Annotated in this window: 20 protein-coding genes; 11 read left to right on the top strand and 9 right to left on the bottom strand. The window is 41.2% G+C overall.

Features of this window, described 5'->3' with window-relative positions:
* Positions 1-71: 71 nt before the first annotated feature.
* The 4 genes from rsgA to SD427_RS10870 all read left to right on the top strand — a co-directional run bounded on the left by rsgA (position 72) and on the right by SD427_RS10870 (position 3,478).
* Positions 72-998, top strand: coding sequence for a ribosome small subunit-dependent GTPase A (gene rsgA / locus SD427_RS10885; RefSeq protein WP_320557821.1), 927 nt, complete (start codon positions 72-74; stop codon positions 996-998).
* A 306-nt stretch (positions 999-1,304) separates the two neighbouring features.
* Positions 1,305-1,721 carry a nucleoside-diphosphate kinase gene (locus SD427_RS10880; RefSeq protein WP_129536993.1) on the top strand — a complete coding sequence of 139 codons (417 nt, stop codon included), beginning with the start codon at positions 1,305-1,307 and terminating at the stop codon, positions 1,719-1,721.
* 450 nt (positions 1,722-2,171) lie between these two features.
* Positions 2,172-2,378 carry a hypothetical protein gene (locus SD427_RS10875; RefSeq protein ID WP_320557820.1) on the top strand — a complete coding sequence of 69 codons (207 nt, stop codon included), beginning with the start codon at positions 2,172-2,174 and terminating at the stop codon, positions 2,376-2,378.
* A complete protein-coding gene (locus SD427_RS10870) occupies positions 2,378-3,478 on the top strand; it encodes a DUF692 family multinuclear iron-containing protein (protein WP_320557819.1) in 1,101 nt (366 codons plus the stop codon). Before SD427_RS10875 ends, SD427_RS10870 begins: the two co-directional genes overlap by 1 nt.
* Positions 3,479-3,779: 301 nt before the next feature.
* On the opposite strand, the gene rpe is transcribed toward SD427_RS10870, so the two are convergent.
* Together rpe and SD427_RS10860 are read right to left on the bottom strand one after the other, a co-directional pair.
* On the bottom strand, positions 3,780-4,430 hold the full coding sequence (gene rpe, locus SD427_RS10865) for a ribulose-phosphate 3-epimerase (RefSeq protein WP_320557818.1): 651 nt from the start codon (positions 4,428-4,430) through the stop codon (positions 3,780-3,782).
* A gap of 106 nt (positions 4,431-4,536) precedes the next feature.
* Positions 4,537-5,610 (bottom strand): M42 family metallopeptidase, encoded by a 1,074-nt coding sequence (locus SD427_RS10860; protein WP_320557817.1) that lies wholly within the window; start codon positions 5,608-5,610, stop codon positions 4,537-4,539.
* A gap of 53 nt (positions 5,611-5,663) precedes the next feature.
* Between SD427_RS10860 and SD427_RS10855 the strand changes: the two genes are divergently transcribed.
* Positions 5,664-6,368, top strand: a complete 705-nt coding sequence (locus SD427_RS10855; protein WP_320557816.1) for a DUF4294 domain-containing protein — start codon at positions 5,664-5,666, stop codon at positions 6,366-6,368.
* Between the two features lie 34 nt (positions 6,369-6,402).
* Here SD427_RS10855 and SD427_RS10850 read toward each other — a convergent pair whose 3' ends face one another.
* Positions 6,403-6,819, bottom strand: coding sequence for an NUDIX domain-containing protein (locus tag SD427_RS10850; protein WP_320557815.1), 417 nt, complete (start codon positions 6,817-6,819; stop codon positions 6,403-6,405).
* A gap of 146 nt (positions 6,820-6,965) precedes the next feature.
* Entirely contained in the window at positions 6,966-7,655 is a 690-nt protein-coding gene (gene mnmD / locus SD427_RS10845) for a tRNA (5-methylaminomethyl-2-thiouridine)(34)-methyltransferase MnmD (RefSeq protein WP_320557814.1), read from the bottom strand.
* An 84-nt stretch (positions 7,656-7,739) separates the two neighbouring features.
* On the opposite strand from mnmD, the gene SD427_RS10840 reads away from it, so the two are divergent.
* From SD427_RS10840 to SD427_RS10820, 5 genes are all read left to right on the top strand, one after another.
* Positions 7,740-8,810, top strand: a complete 1,071-nt coding sequence (locus SD427_RS10840; RefSeq protein ID WP_320557813.1) for a branched-chain amino acid aminotransferase — start codon at positions 7,740-7,742, stop codon at positions 8,808-8,810.
* A 233-nt stretch (positions 8,811-9,043) separates the two neighbouring features.
* Positions 9,044-9,553, top strand: a complete 510-nt coding sequence (locus SD427_RS10835; protein ID WP_320557812.1) for an FKBP-type peptidyl-prolyl cis-trans isomerase — start codon at positions 9,044-9,046, stop codon at positions 9,551-9,553.
* An 81-nt stretch (positions 9,554-9,634) separates the two neighbouring features.
* Entirely contained in the window at positions 9,635-10,672 is a 1,038-nt protein-coding gene (locus tag SD427_RS10830) for a peptidylprolyl isomerase (RefSeq protein ID WP_320557811.1), read from the top strand.
* A gap of 182 nt (positions 10,673-10,854) precedes the next feature.
* Positions 10,855-11,430 carry a hypothetical protein gene (locus SD427_RS10825; RefSeq protein WP_320557810.1) on the top strand — a complete coding sequence of 192 codons (576 nt, stop codon included), beginning with the start codon at positions 10,855-10,857 and terminating at the stop codon, positions 11,428-11,430.
* Between the two features lie 251 nt (positions 11,431-11,681).
* Complete coding sequence (locus SD427_RS10820; protein ID WP_320557809.1) at positions 11,682-12,845, top strand: aspartyl protease family protein; 1,164 nt, start codon at positions 11,682-11,684, stop codon at positions 12,843-12,845.
* A gap of 885 nt (positions 12,846-13,730) precedes the next feature.
* Here SD427_RS10820 and SD427_RS10815 read toward each other — a convergent pair.
* The 5 genes from SD427_RS10815 to SD427_RS10795 all read right to left on the bottom strand — a co-directional run bounded on the left by SD427_RS10815 (position 13,731) and on the right by SD427_RS10795 (position 19,058).
* Positions 13,731-15,134 carry a M28 family peptidase gene (locus SD427_RS10815; RefSeq protein ID WP_320557808.1) on the bottom strand — a complete coding sequence of 468 codons (1,404 nt, stop codon included), beginning with the start codon at positions 15,132-15,134 and terminating at the stop codon, positions 13,731-13,733.
* Between the two features lie 54 nt (positions 15,135-15,188).
* Positions 15,189-16,433 carry a DUF1015 domain-containing protein gene (locus SD427_RS10810; RefSeq protein ID WP_320557807.1) on the bottom strand — a complete coding sequence of 415 codons (1,245 nt, stop codon included), beginning with the start codon at positions 16,431-16,433 and terminating at the stop codon, positions 15,189-15,191.
* 3 nt (positions 16,434-16,436) lie between these two features.
* On the bottom strand, positions 16,437-17,399 hold the full coding sequence (locus SD427_RS10805; protein WP_320557806.1) for a D-2-hydroxyacid dehydrogenase: 963 nt from the start codon (positions 17,397-17,399) through the stop codon (positions 16,437-16,439).
* Between the two features lie 123 nt (positions 17,400-17,522).
* Complete coding sequence (serC, locus tag SD427_RS10800; protein ID WP_320557805.1) at positions 17,523-18,587, bottom strand: 3-phosphoserine/phosphohydroxythreonine transaminase; 1,065 nt, start codon at positions 18,585-18,587, stop codon at positions 17,523-17,525.
* 120 nt (positions 18,588-18,707) lie between these two features.
* Positions 18,708-19,058 carry a 4Fe-4S binding protein gene (locus tag SD427_RS10795; protein WP_320557804.1) on the bottom strand — a complete coding sequence of 117 codons (351 nt, stop codon included), beginning with the start codon at positions 19,056-19,058 and terminating at the stop codon, positions 18,708-18,710.
* Between the two features lie 59 nt (positions 19,059-19,117).
* Between SD427_RS10795 and SD427_RS10790 the strand changes: the two genes are divergently transcribed.
* Positions 19,118-20,152: an acyl-CoA reductase gene (locus tag SD427_RS10790; RefSeq protein WP_320557803.1), complete on the top strand. Its 1,035-nt coding sequence runs from the start codon at positions 19,118-19,120 to the stop codon at positions 20,150-20,152.
* The last annotated feature ends 17 nt before the right edge of the window (positions 20,153-20,169 follow it).

Below are 20,169 nucleotides of genomic sequence, written 5' to 3'. Positions count from 1 at the left end.
GGCCTGGAAGTAAGGATTTTTTTACCCTTATTTCTAAGCCCTAATTTCTTATATTTGTATGATCTTACAATATGAAAGGAAAAGTCATTAAATCCACAGGAAGCTGGTACCAGGTTTTGGATTCGGAATCCGGTAAAGTTTTTGAAGCAAGAATCCGCGGGAAATTTAAATTAATTAAAACCCGGCTTACGAATCCGCTTGCGGTAGGAGACTTTGTGGAATTCCAGCTGGAGCAGGACGATGTAGCCTGGATTACAAAAATTGATTCCCGTAAGAATTACCTGATCAGGAAATCGGTTAACCTTTCAAAAGAAGCCCATATTATTGCATCCAATATAGATCTCGCCTGTTTTATTTTTACCCTGAAACATCCTGAAACCTCACTTGGTTTTTTAGACCGGTTCCTGGCATGCTGTGAAGCATATAATATCAAGCCGATTATTCTTTTTAATAAAATTGATGTCCTGCACGAAGAGGAAATCGAAATTGTAAAAGATATCGAATTCCTGTATCAGGAAATAGGCTATGATTCCCTGGAAATTTCATCCTATTCGAGATTAAACCTGGAGCAGCTGCAGGATATTGTAGTAGATAAAACTTCTGTGTTCTTCGGGCATTCCGGTTGCGGGAAATCAACATTGGTGAATGCATTGCAGCCCGGCCTGAACCTCAGAACTTCTGAAATTTCAGATACCCACTTAAAAGGTAAGCATACCACTACTTTTGCACAGATGCACTTCTGGGATTTTGGCGGAAATGTTATTGATACGCCCGGCGTACGGGAATTTGCCATGATCGATATTAAAAAAGAAGAAGTTCAGCACTATTTTCCGGAGATTTTCAGAAAAAGGAAAGAATGCAAATTCCATAACTGTATGCATGTCAATGAACCGAAATGTGCTGTCCTTGATGCTTTGGAAACAGGTGAAATCCAGCATTCCCGGTATGCTACTTACATCAAACTGATGGAGGAGGCCGAAGAAACAGCCCAGAAATAATCTTTAACTTTCTATTATCCACTCATTATTCTTCATATTTTGTGTTAAGGATGAATCTCTGTTTCTACTAACTAAGCAAAACAACAGTATTAAAAACCAGGCATAAAAAAACCCAGCCGAAGCTGGGTAAAAACTAATAACCATGAAAACTCAAATTAAACATGAGAATCGAATCTATAATAACAAATTTTGTGCCAAAATTAACGTTAACAATTGTTAATAAGTGTTATTTTGTGTTAAAATTAATTTAAACTGAAGGAAAGGATTTTTTTTGTACTTTTGCGCCATTAAAAAAATATAAATTTTATGTCTAACATTACATTCACTATGATTAAGCCTGATGCAGTTGCAGACGGGCATATCGGTGCTATATTGGGTAAAATCTCAGAAGGCGGATTCAAAATCAAAGCTTTAAAATTAACTCAGCTTACAGTAGCTGATGCTAAAAAATTCTACGAAGTACATGCAGAAAGACCTTTTTACGGAGAATTGGTAGATTTCATGAGTTCAGGACCAATTGTAGCTGCGGTTTTAGAAAAAGACAACGCTGTTGAAGATTTCAGAACTTTAATCGGCTCTACCAATCCGGCAGATGCTGCAGAAGGGACCATCAGAAAAATGTTTGCAAGAAGTATCGGGGAAAATGCCGTTCACGGTTCAGATTCTGATGAGAACGCACTTATCGAAGCCCAGTTCCATTTTTCAGGAAGGGAGATTTTCTAAGAATCATCAGCTTTAAAATACAGAATCCGGGGATTGAATACTTCTCCGGATTTTTTATTTACTTATTTTAATTTGCGTAGAGCCTGTTCCAAAATCATACTTTTGCATTTTATAGCTGATTTATTAGGTTCAGCAGATTTTCTATCGATATTCAGATCTGCATAATTGCCTTGATCTGCGGGAGCATATATTTTCAGTTACATTTAAACGGGCTCCTAATTTCTTCCTGATCAATGTTCATCAGATAAAAAAAAATAAATCAGCGTAACCATCATAATCTGTAAGATATTATTTTTCCAGATAAATAAAACACGCCCATAATTATTCATATCTTTAAAAATCAACAATAAGTTTACGGTTTTATATCAATTTTACGTTTTTTATATTTAACGGAGACCTGAGGAATAGTTGTTGTAGTATCAAATAGATAATAAATAAAAACAAAAGAATATGAAAATCCCGGCACTATTGATGGCGAGTCTGTTTACGGTATCAGTAACAGCACAGGCAACCAGGCCTGTTATAAAAACAACCAAAAAAACAGTAAAAAAGTCTGGCAAAATTAAAGCTGCTAGGATAAAAAACCCTCAGCCGACTGCTAAAAAGGATACTGTTGTCGTGAGCCACGGATATTGTCCTGCCTGCGGAATGGGATAATGAAAGCACAACCTTTATTAGGCGTATCAATGATGGCAGAAACCGGTTTTGTTTCTGCCATCCTTCCGTTGCTGGAAGGCAATGAAATTGATGTTATGGAATGGTCATTCGATACCTTTTATGATACTGATGAACCAAAGTGGCTCAGTGACCTGCTTGATTTTTATTCCGATAGCCAAAGGCTGCTGGGCCATGGCGTCTATTACTCGTTATTTGATGCGAGATGGACTGAACGGCAGGCCGGATGGCTTCAGAAACTTAAAGTTGAAGCTGAGAGACGCAGCTACAATCATATTACCGAACATTTTGGCTTTATGAATACGGAAAACTTCCATCAGGGAGTGCCGTTACCCGTACCCCTGCATCCTGAAATTTTAAAAATAGGGAAAGACCGGCTTCTCCGCATTCAGGATGTTGTGGAAGTTCCGATAGGCATTGAGAATCTTGCCTTTTCTTTTTCGCCTGACGATGTCAGAGAACAGGGCGTGTTTCTGAACCGGTTAATTGAAGATATCAACGGGTTCCTGATTTTAGACCTTCATAATATATATTGCCAGGCTTCAAATTTCAATATAGAGATCATGGACCTGGTTGATCTTTATCCCTTGGAGAAGGTACAGGAAATCCACCTGTCCGGCGGGAGCTGGGAAAACAGTATCTATACCAAGGACAGGAAGATCCGGAGAGATACCCATGACAGTGATATTCCGCAGGAATTATTTGATATTCTGCCCGAGGTCATATCAAGATGCAGCTGTTTGAAATATATCATCATCGAAAGGTTGGGGCATACGGTAAGAACCGAATCTGATAAACTGAGTTTTTTAAGCGATTTTAAAAAAGTAAGACAGATCGTAAATAATTCAGAGCCTAAAGAAGATGTACAGCATCAGTGGAAAAAGAAAAATACTACTCTTACGGATCCGCTGGAGAACCTTCTGCTCTTTGAGGACCAGAAAAATCTGAATAAGCTTTTATTTGAGGCTCAGGATCCCGAAACGATCACGAATTATGCATTCAATTATTTTAAGATGGACGGCTGGGATCCGGAAATGATCCATACCGCTGTTCAGATTGTTAAAAAATGGAATCCGTATTAATTAAATGAAGGGTCTTATAAACGGTTTTGAAATTGGTAACAGAAGTCTTTCAGCAAAAATTACAGTCCGTAGAAATACGGTATCGTTAAATTCAGTATTTATACGGATGTGTGGTATGTGCTTTTTCCGCATCTTTACATCAGTATTAGAACAGGAGATTTAAGCATTGAAATGTTCAAAACTAATAACCGTTAAACGCTCAGATTTCCAGAAAGAATAAGGCAGCTAAATTTTTTAGCTGCCTTTTTATGTAGTATAACAGAATTGATTGACAAATAAATCCGGTTAACAGATCCAAAAATTAAATCTTCAGCAGTTCGATAGTCCTTTCCGGACTTTCCGCAGAGAAGACAGCATTTCCCGCAACCAGGACATCGGCACCGGCATCAAATAATTTAGCGGCATTGTCAAGGTTTACGCCGCCGTCAATTTCAATCAGGGCGGTGGAATTGTTGCTTAAAATTAAATCTTTGGTTTCAGCAATTTTTTTATAGGTGTTCTCTATGAATTTCTGGCCTCCGAATCCGGGGTTTACGCTCATCAGCAACACGAGGTCCAGATCGGCAATAATATCTTCCAGCATCAGCACCGGGGTGGAAGGGTTTAGGACAACACCTGCCTTCGCGCCCAGGCTCTGGATATGGTGGATGGTCCTGTGAAGGTGCGTACAGGCTTCATAATGAACAGAAACCAGGTCTGCGCCGTGGTTGATGAGTTCCTCAACATACTTGTCAGGCTCTACGATCATCAGGTGTACGTCCACAAACTTTTTGGCATGCTGCTGAACGGTTTTCATCACCGGAAAACCGAATGAGATATTGGGAACAAACCTGCCGTCCATAATGTCGATATGGAACCAGTCGGCCTGAGAGTTGTTCACCATTTCAATATCTCTCTGCAGGTTCCCGAAGTCTGCGGCTAAAAGGGAAGGAGCAATAAGCTTTGTTTTCATTTTTACTTTTTATAAGATTTTAAGATAAGAGATATCAGATTTCAGAATTAAAATTATTAATGTCAATCATCAAGTCTTGTATCTGCTGTCTGACCTCTCATAATCTTTAATGATACTTCAGTTTCATTTCCGGCTGGATGCTCAGCAGTGTTTCATAAATAAGCTTGATTACATTTCCTACATCTTCCTTGGAAACCATTTCCACTGTTGTATGCATATACCGCAAAGGCAGGGAAATAAGCGCACTCGGCACACCGCCGTTTGAATGGGCAAAAGCATCCGTATCAGTCCCGGTTGCCCTGCTGGCAGCCGCTCTCTGGAAAGGGATGTTTTTGGTTTTAGCCGTTTCGATGATCAGTTCCCGGATGATGTGATGTACGCTTGGCGCAAAGAAAACTACCGGCCCGTCACCGCACTTCTGATCGCCTTCCTTCTTCTTTTCGATCATCGGGGTGGTGGTGTCGTGGGTAACATCGGTAATGATGGCGATATTGGGCTTTATGGTGTCCGCAATCATATCGGCACCGTACAGACCGACTTCCTCCTGAACGGAATTGGTGATGTATAGCCCGAACGGGAGATTATTCTTATTTTCACTTAAAAGCCTGGCCACTTCGGCAATCATAAACCCTCCGATCCGGTTGTCCAGTGCGCGGCATACAAAATACCGGTCATTCATTTCAAAAAATTCATCGGGATAGGTAATCATGCATCCTATATAAATTCCCATATCTTCAACTTCCTGTTTGGAAACGGCACCGCAGTCGATAAAGATATTTTCAATTTTCGGAACAGGTTCATTCTGGGTTCCTCTTGTATGGATAGCCGGCCATCCGAAGACGCCTTTTACAATTCCTTTCTCTCCGTGGATATGTACTACTTTTGAAGGCGCAATGGTCTGGTCGGATCCTCCGTTGCGGATTACATAGATCAGTCCGTCATCCGTAATGTAATTCACATACCAGGAAATTTCATCCGCATGGGCTTCAATCACTACTTTAAATTCAGCTTCCGGATTGATGATCCCGTAGCAGGTTCCGTAATGGTCTATTTCAACGGCATCAACATATGGCCTGATGTAATCCATCCATACTTTCTGGCCTTCATGTTCATAACCGGTAGGGGATGAAGTATTTAAATATTTTTCTAAAAATTTCAAAGATTTCTTATCAAATTTCATAAAAAAGGAATGATTTTTGCGTTTAATTTTTGTTATAATTAGGTGTAAAAATAATGAAATTTAACAAGATTATAGGTCTTTTTCTTTTCTTTTTGGGGATAAGTGTTTTCGGTCAGAAGGATTCTGTGATTGCCGTTCCGCTGAGCCAATACCCGCAGGAACTGCTGAAAACGGATGAGTTCGGAAAAAAATATTACTACGACGAACAGCAGAAGATGAAGGTGTATGAAATTAATGGGGAAACCGTGGTGGTTATGGATGAGCTGGTGCTGCTTAACAAGCCCAAGTTCAATAACCAGCTTGACAGGAATTACTACTTTTTCCTCAATAAAAAGCTGTCCAGGGTATATCCCTTATTCGTAACGGCACTTCAGCAGTACAGGGATATCCAGAAGGATATGAATGACATGGACAGTAAGGCGAAGAAAAAATACGTGCGGGACAGACAGAATATGCTGGCCGATCAGTACGAAAAACAGCTGAGGGATCTTACCACAACGGAAGGCCAGGTATTTGCAAAACTCATGAACCGGGCAACCGGAAAAAACGTATATGAAATTATTAAGGAACTGAGAGGCGGATGGAGTGCTTTCTGGTGGAATGTAAAAGGAAAAATGGCAGATATAGATCTTAAGGAAAAATATGATCCCCATGTAAACAGGACAGACCAATACCTGGAATCCCTGCTGCAGTCTAACTGGAATTCCGGATACCTGCAGCCTTACCCGGGCTCGAAAGACTTTAAAATTTACAAGTAACATACAAATACAAAAAATTCCTGCAGGCTTTGGTCTACAGGAATTTTTCTTTCAGTTTTTCAAAGACAATTTTATCAACCGGCAGGGAGAAAGGATTATCAGGCCTGCTGATCTCTACCCATTCTGTTTTTTCAATGCAGGGATCAAGGATCAGGAAATCTTCTTCGTTAAGGATATTGACGATATAATAAACGGTAAGCAGCTGTTCATTTTCCCTGAAACGGGAAACCAGAAAGTGTTCCTGGGTATAGAGGTGTTCTACCACTTCGATTTTTACATTCAGTTCTTCATCAAATTCACGATGTAAACAGTCTGTAATCCCTTCACCGAATTCCAGTCCGCCTCCCGGGAATTTCATCAGAGGTTCACCTGCATATTCCTCAAATAAGGTCAGGACCTTTTTATCCTTTACAACACAGGCGTATACCCTGACGTTGATCTTATCTATCATATATCATATTTTGTAAAGCTAATGTAGTGATTTTTATACAGAATTCAGAGATTGGAAACCAGAAATTAGTTCAGAACAACAGACTTTATACGGTCATTAAACCCTGGTTATTTATTTCAACACCTATATGTAATTCCACTGACTTTTTATATATCTGATCCCTGTAATTTAACCGCATTAATCATCTCCCTTTTTCCCGGCGGTCCCTGTTTCTTTTCTACCTTAAAATTAAGTTCCTGCAGGATCCTTCTTACACTGCCTTTTGAAGCATAGGTTGTTAACAGTCCGTTAACCGCCATTTTATCAGCAACCATTTCAAACAGTGGTTTTTCCCAGAGGTCAGGCTGTACGCGTGCTCCGAAGCAGTCATAATAAACCAGGTTGATTTTGGGTAAGTCTATGTCTTTCAGGTCGAAAAAGTCACACTGTATTTTTTTAAGGTGGAAGCCCTTAACAATTTCAACCGGTTTTTCCCAGTCTGCATGATGAATTTTCTGATAAATATTTTTGAATTCAGGGTTATCAAAATGCTCGAAATATGCCAGATCAGTCATTTCAAATTCATTTATCGGATATTTCTCAAGGGAAAAATAATTGATGATATGATTTTTGTCAGTTTTTAAATATTCATTAATTGTTACCAAAACATTCAAACCTGTTCCAAAACCGAGTTCTAAAATATTAATTTCATAATCATAGATAAGAATAAGTCCATTTTTGATAAACACATGTTCCGCTTCCTGAAGGGCACCGTGATGTGAATGGTAGTTTTCATTTAAATCATTGATAAACAATGTTTTGCTGCCGTCATTGGTGGTCCTGATTTCTCTTTTCAAGCTATTTTTTTACAAATTTACTCCAAAATTTTTATATTTAGAAAATTATATTAAATTTGTAGAACATCATAAAAAATTTTAGAAATGATAATTCAAAAAACTGAAAACTCCAGAATTTCTACATTCGACCCACAAAACTTTTCTTTCGGAAATACTTTCATAGACCATATGGTCATCTGTGAGTATGAAGACGGGAAGTGGGGGGATGTAAAATTGGTTCCCTACGGTCCTTTAGCATTTACCCCTGCCATGATGGGCGTAAATTACGGGCAGGCTTGTTTTGAGGGTATGAAAGCCTATAAAGACAAAGACGGACAGGTTTTCCTTTTCAGGCCGGAAAAGAATTTTGAACGTATCAATAAATCGGCTAAGCGTCTGGCAATGCCTGAACTAACTGAAGAAATATTTTTGGGAGGGCTTAAAGCACTGGTTGATATCGACAGAGAATGGATTCCTCAGGGAGAAGGCAATTCTTTATACATCAGGCCGCTTATTTTTGCAACAGAAGAAGCGTTAAAGGCAAGGGTTGCCAATAAATATATGTTTGCCATTGTGGCTACGCCGGCAAAAAGCTATTATACAGAGCCTGTTTCCGTAAAAATTTCAGACCACTATTCCAGAGCGGCAAGCGGCGGGGTAGGTTCTGCAAAAGCCGCCGGTAATTATGCGGCATCTTTCTACCCGACACAGCTGGCCATTGAAGAAGGCTATGAGCAGATTATCTGGACGGATGATGCTACCCACGAATATTTCGAGGAAAGCGGGACCATGAATGTTTTCGTAAGAATCAACGATACCATTTACACACCGCCGACTTCAGAGAAAATCCTGGACGGTGTTACCCGGGACAGCTTTATCCAGCTGGCCGGTAAAAGAGGCATTGAAGTAAAGATAGAGCCGATCAAAGTAAAAGAGGTGGTAGAAGCGCAGAGAAACGGTACCCTGAAAGAAGTCTGGGGTGTAGGGACTGCAGTGGTAACTACAGTTTTCCAGGCATTGGGATACAACGGTGAAAAGCTGGAGTTGCCGAGGTTATCGGATGAAGAAAGCTACGCCGCTATTTTGAAAAATGACCTTGTTAGCCTGCAGACCAACCTTGCAGAAGACCCTTTTGGATGGAGAGTACAGGTTGACCACGTAATGGAAACGGTTTAACAACAGACTTTTAACCAATATACAGCCGGGAGTTTTCCCGGCTTTTTTGTTTCGAAAAGTGACGGCTGATTCTGGCATTCTGAAATGAAGGCAGCGGAAAGAAAAATCTCTTTCAAAATAATCTTTTCCCATCAGCATGACCATCGGTAAAATCTTAGATGTTAAAAATATCCTTCAATAAATCCGTCAAGTTTTGTAATTGATTCCTGAATTGTGTATTTTCGCAACAGTTTATGAAAAGAATATTCTTCATATCGGTATTGGCAATGGCAGGCTGCAGCAAAAATGCGCAGACTCATCCCCCTGTCGGCGGCGTATTGAGCCATGACGACCTGAATGTTTCCAGGGAACGGATGAAAAACCTGAATGCAAGGGAAAGAACGCAGATCCAGGAATGGATTACCGGGCAGCCGGTAAAATTTTTTCCGACCCAGCTTAATTACTGGGTAAATATGGAAGGTTTTGACCAGAGACAGAGAAGGCAGGACAATACGTCGATTTCCTATTCCTATGATCTCTATGATTTTGATGAAACCAAGATCTATGACCAGCCTATTGAACGGAGAGATGCCAGCTTCGGGCACTTTAACGAACTGAAGGCAGTAGAAGATGCTTTACGCTTTATCCGTGATGGTGAAGAAGTTACGCTCTTGGTTCCTTCTTCGCTGGGATACGGGACCTACGGAGACGAAAAAAAGATAGATAACGACATTCCGTTAATCATAAAATTAAAAGCACTATAATCAATGAAATTGTTTAACAAAAATATAATTCTGGCGGCGGCAAGTATTTCGCTGATGAGTTGTACACCAATTTATAAAAAAATGAACGTAGACAAAGAAACTTACGAAGGTCTTAACGACGGACTGTATGCAAACCTTCAAACGACAAAAGGAAACCTGATTGTAAAATTTGAAGACAAAAAAGCACCCGTAACGGTAGCTAATTTCGTCGGTCTTGCAGAAGGGAAAATTGATAACAAGGCAAAAGCGAAAGGGGTTCCTTTTTATGACGGAACCATTTTCCACAGGGTGATCAAAGATTTCATGATCCAGGGGGGAGATCCTCAGGGAACGGGAATGGGAGATCCGGGATATAAATTCGAGGACGAAAAAAACGACCTTAAACATACAGGAAAAGGAATTCTTTCCATGGCGAACTCCGGGCCGAATACCAACGGTTCCCAGTTCTTCATTACCGAAGTGGCTACGCCATGGCTGGACGGAAGACACACGATCTTCGGAAAAGTAGTAAAAGGTAACGATGTGATTGATGCAATTGCCAATGTAGAAAAAGGAGCTCAGGATAAGCCGAAAACGGATATCGTACTGGAAAAAGTATCGGTATTCAGCAAAGGTGACGAGTACAAAAACTACGACGCTGCCAGGACCTTTACGGAAGGAAAAGCTAAAATCGCAGAAAATAACAAAGCGGCTATGGCTAAAGAAGAAGCAGACAAGAAGAAAAAAGAAGATGAGTTTAAAGCCAACCAGGAGAAAATGGTAGAGGACCTGAAAGCAGGAATGCAGAAAACGGAATCCGGTCTTTATTATAAAATCACGAAAACCGCTGAAGGAAAAGCGCCGAAAGCGGGTGACAATGTTTCGGTACACTATGCTGGAAAGCTGGTAGACGGAACTGAGTTTGATTCTTCATTCAAGAGAAATGAGCCGATCGATATTCCAATCGGGATGGGAAGGGTAATTAAAGGCTGGGATGAAGGAATCCTTTTGTTAAAAGAAGGGGAAACGGCTACTTTACTGATTCCGCCGGCAATGGGCTACGGAGCTAACGGAGCAGGAGGCGTAATCCCGCCAAATGCATGGCTAGTATTTGATGTTGAGCTTGTGAAAGTAAAATAATTAAATTATATCATATCATCCTTAAGATATTTTTGAAAGCCGTCCGGGAGGACGGCTTTTTTCATTCAGCTAAAAATAAATTGTAACGATTGACCTGACCTCTACGACTGATTTAAATGATATAATGTGATGAAGGTTTAAAGATCTTTCTGTCAAAAAAACAATTATAATATTAAATACTCATGAGAACCAAATCACTTCTGTTTCTGTTCGTTCTGTTATCATGTTTGCCTTTTGCGCAGGCCAAAGCACATCCGGATGACCCGGCGATCAGAAAATCACTCACGTATTTTGTCAACAGTATCAAGGCCAGACAGATTGACCGGGCGGTCAGCTGTATCTATCCGAAATTCTTTACGGTTGTCCCGAAAGATCAGATGACCCAGCTCCTGAACATGACGTACAATAATCCGTTTATGAAGGTTGAAGTGCAGAACCTGCAGTTTGCCTCTGTGGAGAAACCTGAACTCATCACCAATGAATATTTTTCCATTGCCAGTTACTTTTTAAAGCTGAAATGCAATGTGAGTTCAATGAATGACGATATGAAGAAGAAAATCAGCACGGTACTTATCGGTAAGTACGGCAAAAACAATGTGAAATACCTCACTAACGAAGGCACCTATCTTATCAACGCCCATATGAAAGCCTGCGCCGTTTCCAAAGACCGTAAATACTGGAAGTTCGTGATCCTTGAAAAGGAATATAAATCACAATTGGTGAAAGTGCTTCCGAAGAAAATTCTTGATAAATTTTAGAACTGAATTATAATGAAAGCTGTCCGGGAGGATGGCTTTTTGTTTTTAGGAATCTTAAGCATATCACATCTTGCCGATAAGACAGGCAACAAAAAATACAAAAGGAAGAAATATTGCACGACATAACTTCTGATGAAATTCCGGAAAGAGAATTAACCAAGGGTTGTTTAAATGCGATAGTAACCTATGATTAAACAGTTCTTCATTTTTTCATCCCCACAAAAAACCTTATTTTCGCATAAAATACCCAATTGAGAAAAATCCTTTATTCACTTTTTATATGTTCTGCGATTGCTGCTTTCGCACAGGAAAAAAAGTTTTTTGAAAAAGGAGAGGTACAGCTTCAGCATCCTCTTGAAAAAGTAAACCTGAGGTTTGAAAACAACCTGCCGTTCGTAAAGGTGGATATCAACGGAAAAATGTATAATTTCCTGTTTGATACCGGTGCACCAACAGTCATTTCCCAGGCCATTTACAAGGAACTGAATCTGAAGAAAAAATACAGGAAGGCAATCAGGGATTCTGATCAGAACGTGCAGCAGCAGATCCTTACGGAGCTTCCGGAGATGAAGGTCGACCGGCTTGTTTTCAAAAATATAGGAGCCATTGTTATCGATCTTAATTCCGCGGAGCTGGGCTGTCTTAAGGTAGATGGCATCATCGGGGCCAACCAGATGGCCAAGCTTTTCTGGAAGATCAATTATTCCGAAAATTCACTGGAAGCATCAAAGGACCTTTCACTTTTTGATCTCCGGGATTACGGGACCGTTATTCCTTTCGAGGCAAAGCCGCAGAAAACTCCGATGGTGAGTGCAGCACTGCTGAACAGAGAAGTGAAATTCACTTTTGATACCGGCTTTTCCGGCAGGCTGGAAACCTCCGGCGACCACTTAGATCCTGAGAAGTTTAATCATTATGTAAAAACCTTCGGGACGCGTACCACCGGGGCTTTCGGAACCGCGAAGCCCGTGCCGGGATATATTTTCCGTGCAGACTCTATGAAGATCGGAAATACATTGTTTCAGAATGAAAGGATATCAAGCGGAAAAATGAATCTGGCAGGAAATGAGTTTTTTAAAGACTTTATCTTTGTAATCGACTGGAGGTCCAATAAAATTTACATGAAAAGAATCGGGACAAGCCAGCCCATGCTTGCCTCTTTCGGATTCAGCTACCGATTTGCCGACGGAAAAGCAAGCGTTACTTTTGTTTTTGAAGAAGAAAATTTCCCTCTGAAAATCGGGGATTCTATTGTCAGCATCAACGGGATTTCACTGGAAAACCTGGATCAGGATCAGGCATGCTACTATTTTATCAACCGGATCGAAAAAGACCAGAAGTCTATTGATGTCAGGATCAACAGGGACGGAAAGATCCTTGACTTTAAGCTCAGTAAGAAAGAATATCTGAAATGAAATGAACTGAACTTGACTAGACTTATTTAATTTAAAAGCGAATGGATGGTGAATTGATTTCCAGAGAAAACGTTGAAACGCAAATAGAAAAAGCCGTTGCTGATCTTTTTAATCTGGCAGATCGTTGCTGCAGGAACAGATTATCTACGGAATGTTTCTTTATTATATCTGATTTCAGTGATTTTACTCGCAGCAAAGGCTTTGAAGACCGTAACCGTACACTCAGAAATAAAATCAACTGTCATAAAACCCTGTGTAATTTTGATTTATCAATTGAAATCCCGAAATAAGAATATGCTGATCTGTATGATGTTGTTTTATATATTTTTAAAGCGGAGAGAAATAAAACCATTATTGAAATAGAGTATTATAGAAAGTCAGCACTGGATCCCAGTTACTTCGAAAAAGTAAAAAATAATCCTCCAATGGTTCATGCGAAAATTCAGCTTCCGTTGTATTACAAAAACGATGAAAAGTTTGATGTCAACTGGCGTTCAGGAGGGTGGAGGCATATATGGAATATGTTTATATACTTCTTTTAAGATTTTGCCCTGAAAATTCATTATTTGCCATAATAGAGGCTTTTACTTCTGCCGCCGCTATAGCAGTCAGCCATTTCATAGTTCATATGTTGGCCGCCGGCCCACTGGATATTTTTTAACCGGGACATCCGGCAGGTAAGGACAATTGCCACAAAGCCTTCCCGTCAGGTAAGTGGCAGCGGCGGCAGAAAATCAGGCTTATTATAGGTTTTAACCCGGCAGACCGGCCATTGGCTCCTTCAACGCGTATGAGTCCGGCCTGGTTATTATGTATTTGCGTTATAGCTCAAAGAGCTTTTTTATCTTTATTTAGAGGTATATTAAAGTATATCTGAACGGAATATCACCAGTTTTTATCAATCATAAAGATCATCTGGGTCATGGCAACGGCGCCTAAGAGAAGCTCTCTTTTATTTACTTTATCAAAGGTATCTTCTACGGAATGGTGGTAATCAAAATACCTCTGGGTGTCTACTACCAGTTCTGCCAAAGGGATATCCAGTTTTTTTAACGGTGAAATATCCTGAATGGCATCAGTCTGATCAAAATTATAGACCCCGTAAGGAAGGAAATATTCTTTCCACGGGAAAATAAGACGCCGCCTCTGCGGGGACATATCCAGTGAAAACCCTCTCGGAGAATATCCGCCGGCATCCGTACCCAGTGCGAAAATATGTTTTTCCTGTTTCTTTTTTACATAAGCGGCATACACATCGCGTCCCTGACCGCCGTTTTCGCTGTTGGCGTACAGAACAACCCGGATCGTATGGTTGTTTTCGATGCCTAAAGCTTTCAGAGTTCTCAGCACCTCAATGCACTGAACCACTCCCGTACCGTCATCAGTAGCGCCTTCCCCGAAATCCCAGGAATCCAGCTGCGCCCCCAGAACAATAACTTTGGAATCTTTCTTACCCGGAATTTCAGCAATGATATTCGGGTTGTTGGTCTGCCCTTTGGATTCTGCATTCATGTTGAGCTTTGCCGTAACTTTCTGTGTTTTCAGCAATTTTTCCAGCTCATCTGCAGAACGTACGCCAATGGACAGTGCCGGGATTTTCACTTTGTCATCTGCCTCATAGTAAATCATCTTGGCATGCGGCGTATCATCACCGGCTGTGGTCAGAGACCTGATGATTAAAGCTTTCGCTCCGGTTTTGGCAATCACGGAAGCTGAGATCAGTTTGGATTTTGCCGTTGCCAGATAAGAATCGCTCGTATTGATAATGGTGGGATCCATGGGAAGGTTGACGAAAACAATTTTGTCTTTCAGCTGCCCGATTGAAAGGCTGTTAAGTTCAGAAGTACTGCCGATCATCACAATTTCGCCCGTCAGGTCTTTTCCGCCTGTTCCTTCAGAATTCCCGAAAGACAGCATCCTTATGTTTTTCCAATCCCCGTTTCCGGCTTTTATAAAAAGGGATTCCTTGCCCCTTATCCAGATAGGGGCCTTTGCTTCCTGCCTCCAGATCATTTCAATCCCGATTTCCTTCAGCTGCCTTTCCGCCCAGTCCGCCGCCTTCATATAGCCGATGGTAGCACTGAACCGGGGGCCTATGCCTTTGGTCAGCTCTCCGAGGTTGTCATACGCCGTACCGTGAGCCATGATTTCGTCTGAAATTTTTTTAAATTCCTCGTGATAGTTCATTTTTACCATCACGGGCTTTTTAGCAGGACTTTTCTGGGGCTTTTTTTGAGAAAATAAAAATCCACTCAAAAAGAGTGGAAGGATAATGAATATTTTTTTCATTTTTTATTTACCTTTCTTTTCTGGTGCTAAAAGTAAGGAAAAATTGATTATTTTTTACTGTTTCATGTCATACATTAACAGGGCCGTAATTAATTTCGGTTCTATGAATGTACATTTCGGAGGCATGCTGAGCTTTAAGTCTGAGATTTTAATCATATCGTTAAAACTTACGGGATAGATCCCGAATCCTGCCTTGCCTTCGCCTTTGTCTATTTTTTCCTTGATCAGCGCTATGCCTTCAAGGTTGGATGTCCCTTTCACATAATCGATTTTCTCGGAACTGTCCGGGTCTTCAATTTTCAGGATGTTCTTAAAGATAAACTTATCCAGAAGATGGTGGTCCAGGTTATCCAGGGACATTTCCTGTGAACGCAGGTCATGTTTTACGTGAAGGGAGTAAAATTTGCCGTCCAGATACATGGAAATGTGGAATTTCTGTGAAGGGAAATATGCCGTTTCCCCTTTCTCGTGAATCAGGAAATATTTTTCCAGTTCTTTTAAAAATACTTCATTGGACAGGCCGTTGAGGTCCGTTACGATCCTGTTGTAGTCATGGATTTTAATGGACTGGTTGGATACGATGAAGCTGTACACAAAATTGTAAAGTTCCGTACCGTTATGCCTTTTGTTTTTTTCTTTGTGGTATTTGGCATTAAGGGCCGTTGAGCCGATCCTGTGGTGGCCGTCTGCAATATAAAACGCATCAATCTGGTCAATGACTTCTTTAAACTGCTGAAGCTTAAGGCGGTTGTCTATCCTCCAGATTTTATGCCGGATCCCTTTTGTATCCACATGGTTGAAGATAGGGACGTTTTTTTCCTCGTGGTTCATCAGCAGCTCGATCTTGGAATTGGAAGGGTAGGTAAGCAGTACAGGTTCTGCCTGCAGGTTTACTTTTTCCAGGTAATGTGCCAGCTTTTCCTTCTTCTGCGGGATGGTGCTTTCATGCCTTTTGATCTTGCCGCTCCAGAAATCTTCAATGCTCGCTAAGCCAAGAAGCCCTCTGAAAACCTGTTTGGTGGGGTAGATCTGCTCATAAAGGTAGTAGGAAGAATTATCCTGGACCAGTTTTTTCTCCTCCATCAGTTCTTCAAATGTTGACCGGATTTTTCTTAAATTCCTGTCGATGTCCTTGGATTTACTTACAACATAAGGTTTGATCATATTGATGTAAGTGTCTTCAACTTGAGCTTTTCCCGCTATTTCTTCCTGAGTGAAGTTGTCAAGAGGATGGGTAGGGAAGGTGCTCTCATGGTCTTTATGAGGTCTGATTCCACGAAAAGGTTTAAAAATAGGCATATTTTATAGTATAGTTTCTTTTATCTTAATAATTTGTTCCGCTAATTCGGCTCCGATCCTTTCCTGTGCATCCACCGTATTCCCGCCGATGTGCGGGGAAAGCGAAAGGGCAGGGTTCATAAGCAGCGGCAGCTCCGGATTAGGCTCGTTCTCAAAAACATCCAGTGCGGCACCGGCTACTTTTTCAGATTCAATAAAATCAATCAGTGCCACTTCGTTGATTACGCCGCCTCTTGCCGTGTTCACAATATACACTCCGTCCTTCATTTTTTCAAACTGAGGCGTATCGATGATATATTCTTTCGTTTTCGGCGTATTGAGGCTGATGAAATCAGCTTCCCGGAGGAAAGCATCCATATCGTTGTCTGAAGTGATTTCAAATTTTACAGACTGCCCGTCAAAAAAATCCAGGGTAAGGACTTCCGTTTTAGGCTTCCGGGTAAGGACCTTGATTTTCATTCCCAGGGAAATCCCCATTTTAACGACTTCCTGGCCGATACTTCCGAAACCGATGACCCCTAACGTTTTGCCCGAAAGCTCATAAGCCTTGCCGAATGATTTCTTCATCGCGTCAAAATGCGTTTCCCCTTCCAGCGGCATCAGCCTGTTGGATTCATGAAGGAACCTCGCCAGGGAGAAGAAATGGGCAAATACCAGTTCCGCTACGGATTTTGAAGAAGCTGTGGAGGTATTAATGATGTAGATGCCCTTGTCAATAGCATAATTCACATCAATGTTATCCATCCCGGTGCCTCCTCTTCCGATGATCTTAAGGCCCGGGCAGGCATCAATAAGCTCCTGCCTTACTTTGGTTGCGCTCCTTACAAGAAGAACATCCACATTATTTTCGTTAATGAAACCGATCAGGTGGTTTTGCGCCACCCTGTTGTCCAGTATTTCAATTCCTGCGTTTCTCAGTGCCTGTTCTCCTGCTGCAGAAATCCCGTCGTTAGCTAAAACTTTCATGGTTCGTATATTTTGATTTGAAGATTAAAAAAAGGTCTTCAAAAATTCTAAATCATTCCCGCAAATTAAGAAAATTTAAAATAATGTTCATACCCCTTTAATCCACATTTTTTAATCTTTACTTTATCTTAAAGATCTCATGGCGTATACCAATATCTGAACACTTTCAACAGGCATGGCATTGTAGAGGCTGGCTCTGTATCCGCCCAGGCTCCTGTGCCCGTTCAGCCCGCTGATTCCTGCAGCTTTCCATGCGGCATCAAATTCTTCTTTTCTGCTGTCATCTGTCAGTTTAAATGACACATTCATCAACGATCGGTCTTCTTTCACGCAGAAGGTCTCAAATAAAGGATTGCTATCGATTTCATCATATAAAAGCTTTGCTTTTGCTTCGTTTCTGGCTTCGGCAGCTGCAATCCCTCCGTTGTTTTCCAGGTACTGTAAAGTCAGTAACGATGCATAGACAGGGAAAACCGGCGGTGTGTTGTACATGGATTCCTTGGCAATGTGCTGGGAATAATCAAGGATAGAGAACATATTTTCCCGTCCCGTTTTACCCAGGATTTCTTTTTTAATCACCACCAAGGTAACCCCTGCAGGCCCCATGTTTTTCTGTGCGCCGGCGTAGATCAGGTCAAATTTCGAAAAATCAAGCTGTCTGGAAAAAATATCGGAGCTCATATCGCACACCATCAGCGTATCCACGTCCGGGAAGGATTTCATCTGGGTTCCGTAGATGGTGTTGTTTGAGGTGCAGTGGAAATAATCATATTCTGAACCTACGGTATAGTCTTTCGGGATGAAATTGTAGTTTTCTTCTTTTGAAGAACCTACAACGTCCACTGTTCCTACTTTTTTAGCTTCTTTAATGGCACCTGCCGCCCAGGTTCCGGTATCGGTATATGCCGCTTTTCCGCCCACTTTCATGAGGTTGTAAGGCACCATGGCAAACTGCAGGCTGGCACCGCCGCCTAAGTACAGTACTTCATAATCATCACCCAGGTTCATCAGTCTTTTCACAATGGCGCGTGCTTCGTCCATAACGGCTACAAAATCCTTGCTCCGGTGTGAAATTTCAAGAAGAGAAAGCCCCATTCCGTTGAAATCCAGAATCGCCTGTGCCGATTTTTCGAATACTTCCTGAGGTAAGATGCATGGTCCTGCGCTGAAGTTGTGCTTTTTGCTCATATTTTTATTTTTTGGTTTGCTGTAAACTTTTGCTGTTACAGTTTCATTTATCGTTTCTTATTAATGAATTCTGATTTTTATATACAAAAAACCGCCTCATGGTGATTGAGACGGCAGTTTTTATTCTCCGTGTAAAAATGCTTTTTTATCCAGCAGTGTTTCTTCAGATTCCACATGGTCTTCATCCGGCACACAGCAATCAACAGGGCAGACGGCGGCACACTGAGGTTCCTCGTGGAAGCCTTTGCACTCTGTACATTTATCGGTAACGATGAAATAGACATCATCGCTTACAGGTTCCTGCGGAGCATCTGCGTTGATCGTAAGTCCGGACGGCATGGTTACCGTACCTTTAAGTTCAGTGCCTTCTGAAGCTTTCCAGTCTACCGCTCCTTCATAAATCGCATTATTAGGGCATTCCGGCTCACAGGCTCCGCAATTAATGCATTCATCAGTTATTTTAATAGCCATCGCTAATTTTTTTTAAATTTGCACAAAATTACAAAATATTCCCCAATTTTGCAGTAATTATGAATATGGAAAATCAAGTTTTAGGACTTACGCGGCTTAGCAGCTATATCAAAGACTTTTTAGCGGAAAATCAGGAGGATCATCATGAACCCGGTTCTGATCTTGAGCTCTTAATGAACAAAACAGCCATTGAAAATCCGTGGTTTACCATTGAAAACCAGAAATTTGCTTTTCAGCAATGGGCAGATCTGCTTACTGAAGAAAATATAAACAGCTGGCTCGGAAAATATTCCGTTTCAAAGATCTCCAAGAGGGTAGGGCTCATCCTGGCCGGGAATATTCCGTTGGTTGGTTTCCATGATGTGATTTCAGTTGTGCTGGGAAACCATATTCCCGTAATCAAGCTGTCTTCAAAAGACAGGTACATGATCCCTTTTTTACTGAAGAAATGGAATGAATTTTCAGAGGGGAACGTTCCGTTTGAATTCGTAGAGCGGCTGGAAAATTTTGATGCCGTTATTGCCACGGGAAGCAACAATACCGCAAGGTACCTGGAATATTATTTTAAAAACAGCATGCATATCATCAGAAAGAACAGGACATCCGTGGCCGTTCTGAAAGGGGATGAAACGGAAGAGGAGCTGAAGCTTCTGGCAACCGATATTTTCCGGTACTTTGGCTTGGGATGCAGGAACGTGACCCGGCTTTTTATTCCGGACGACTTTTTAATTGACCGGCTGTTTGAGAGCTTCGTGGATTTCAAGGAGATCATCAATCACCATAAATATGCCAATAATTACGATTACAACAGGGCGGTGTATCTCCTGAACCGGGATACATTCTGGGATAACAATTTTGTCATGCTGAAAGAAGATGACCAGCTTTTCAGTCCGCTGTCGGTAATTAATTTCAGCAGGTATTCTTCCCTTGACGAGGTAAAAAGTTTTATTGCTGAAAATGAAGAGCATATCCAGTGCGTTGTGGCAAAGGGTGGACTCAGCCTGGATTCCGTGGCTTTGGGAGAAGCGCAGAACCCGGGACTGGATACGTATGCGGATAATGTGGATACAATGAAATTTTTATCGGTAATATAATTCTTCGTATCTTGCTG

Source organism: Chryseobacterium sp. JJR-5R, assembly GCF_034047335.1.
Lineage (GTDB): Bacteria > Bacteroidota > Bacteroidia > Flavobacteriales > Weeksellaceae > Chryseobacterium.
This window is presented reverse-complemented; position numbering and strand designations above follow the sequence as displayed.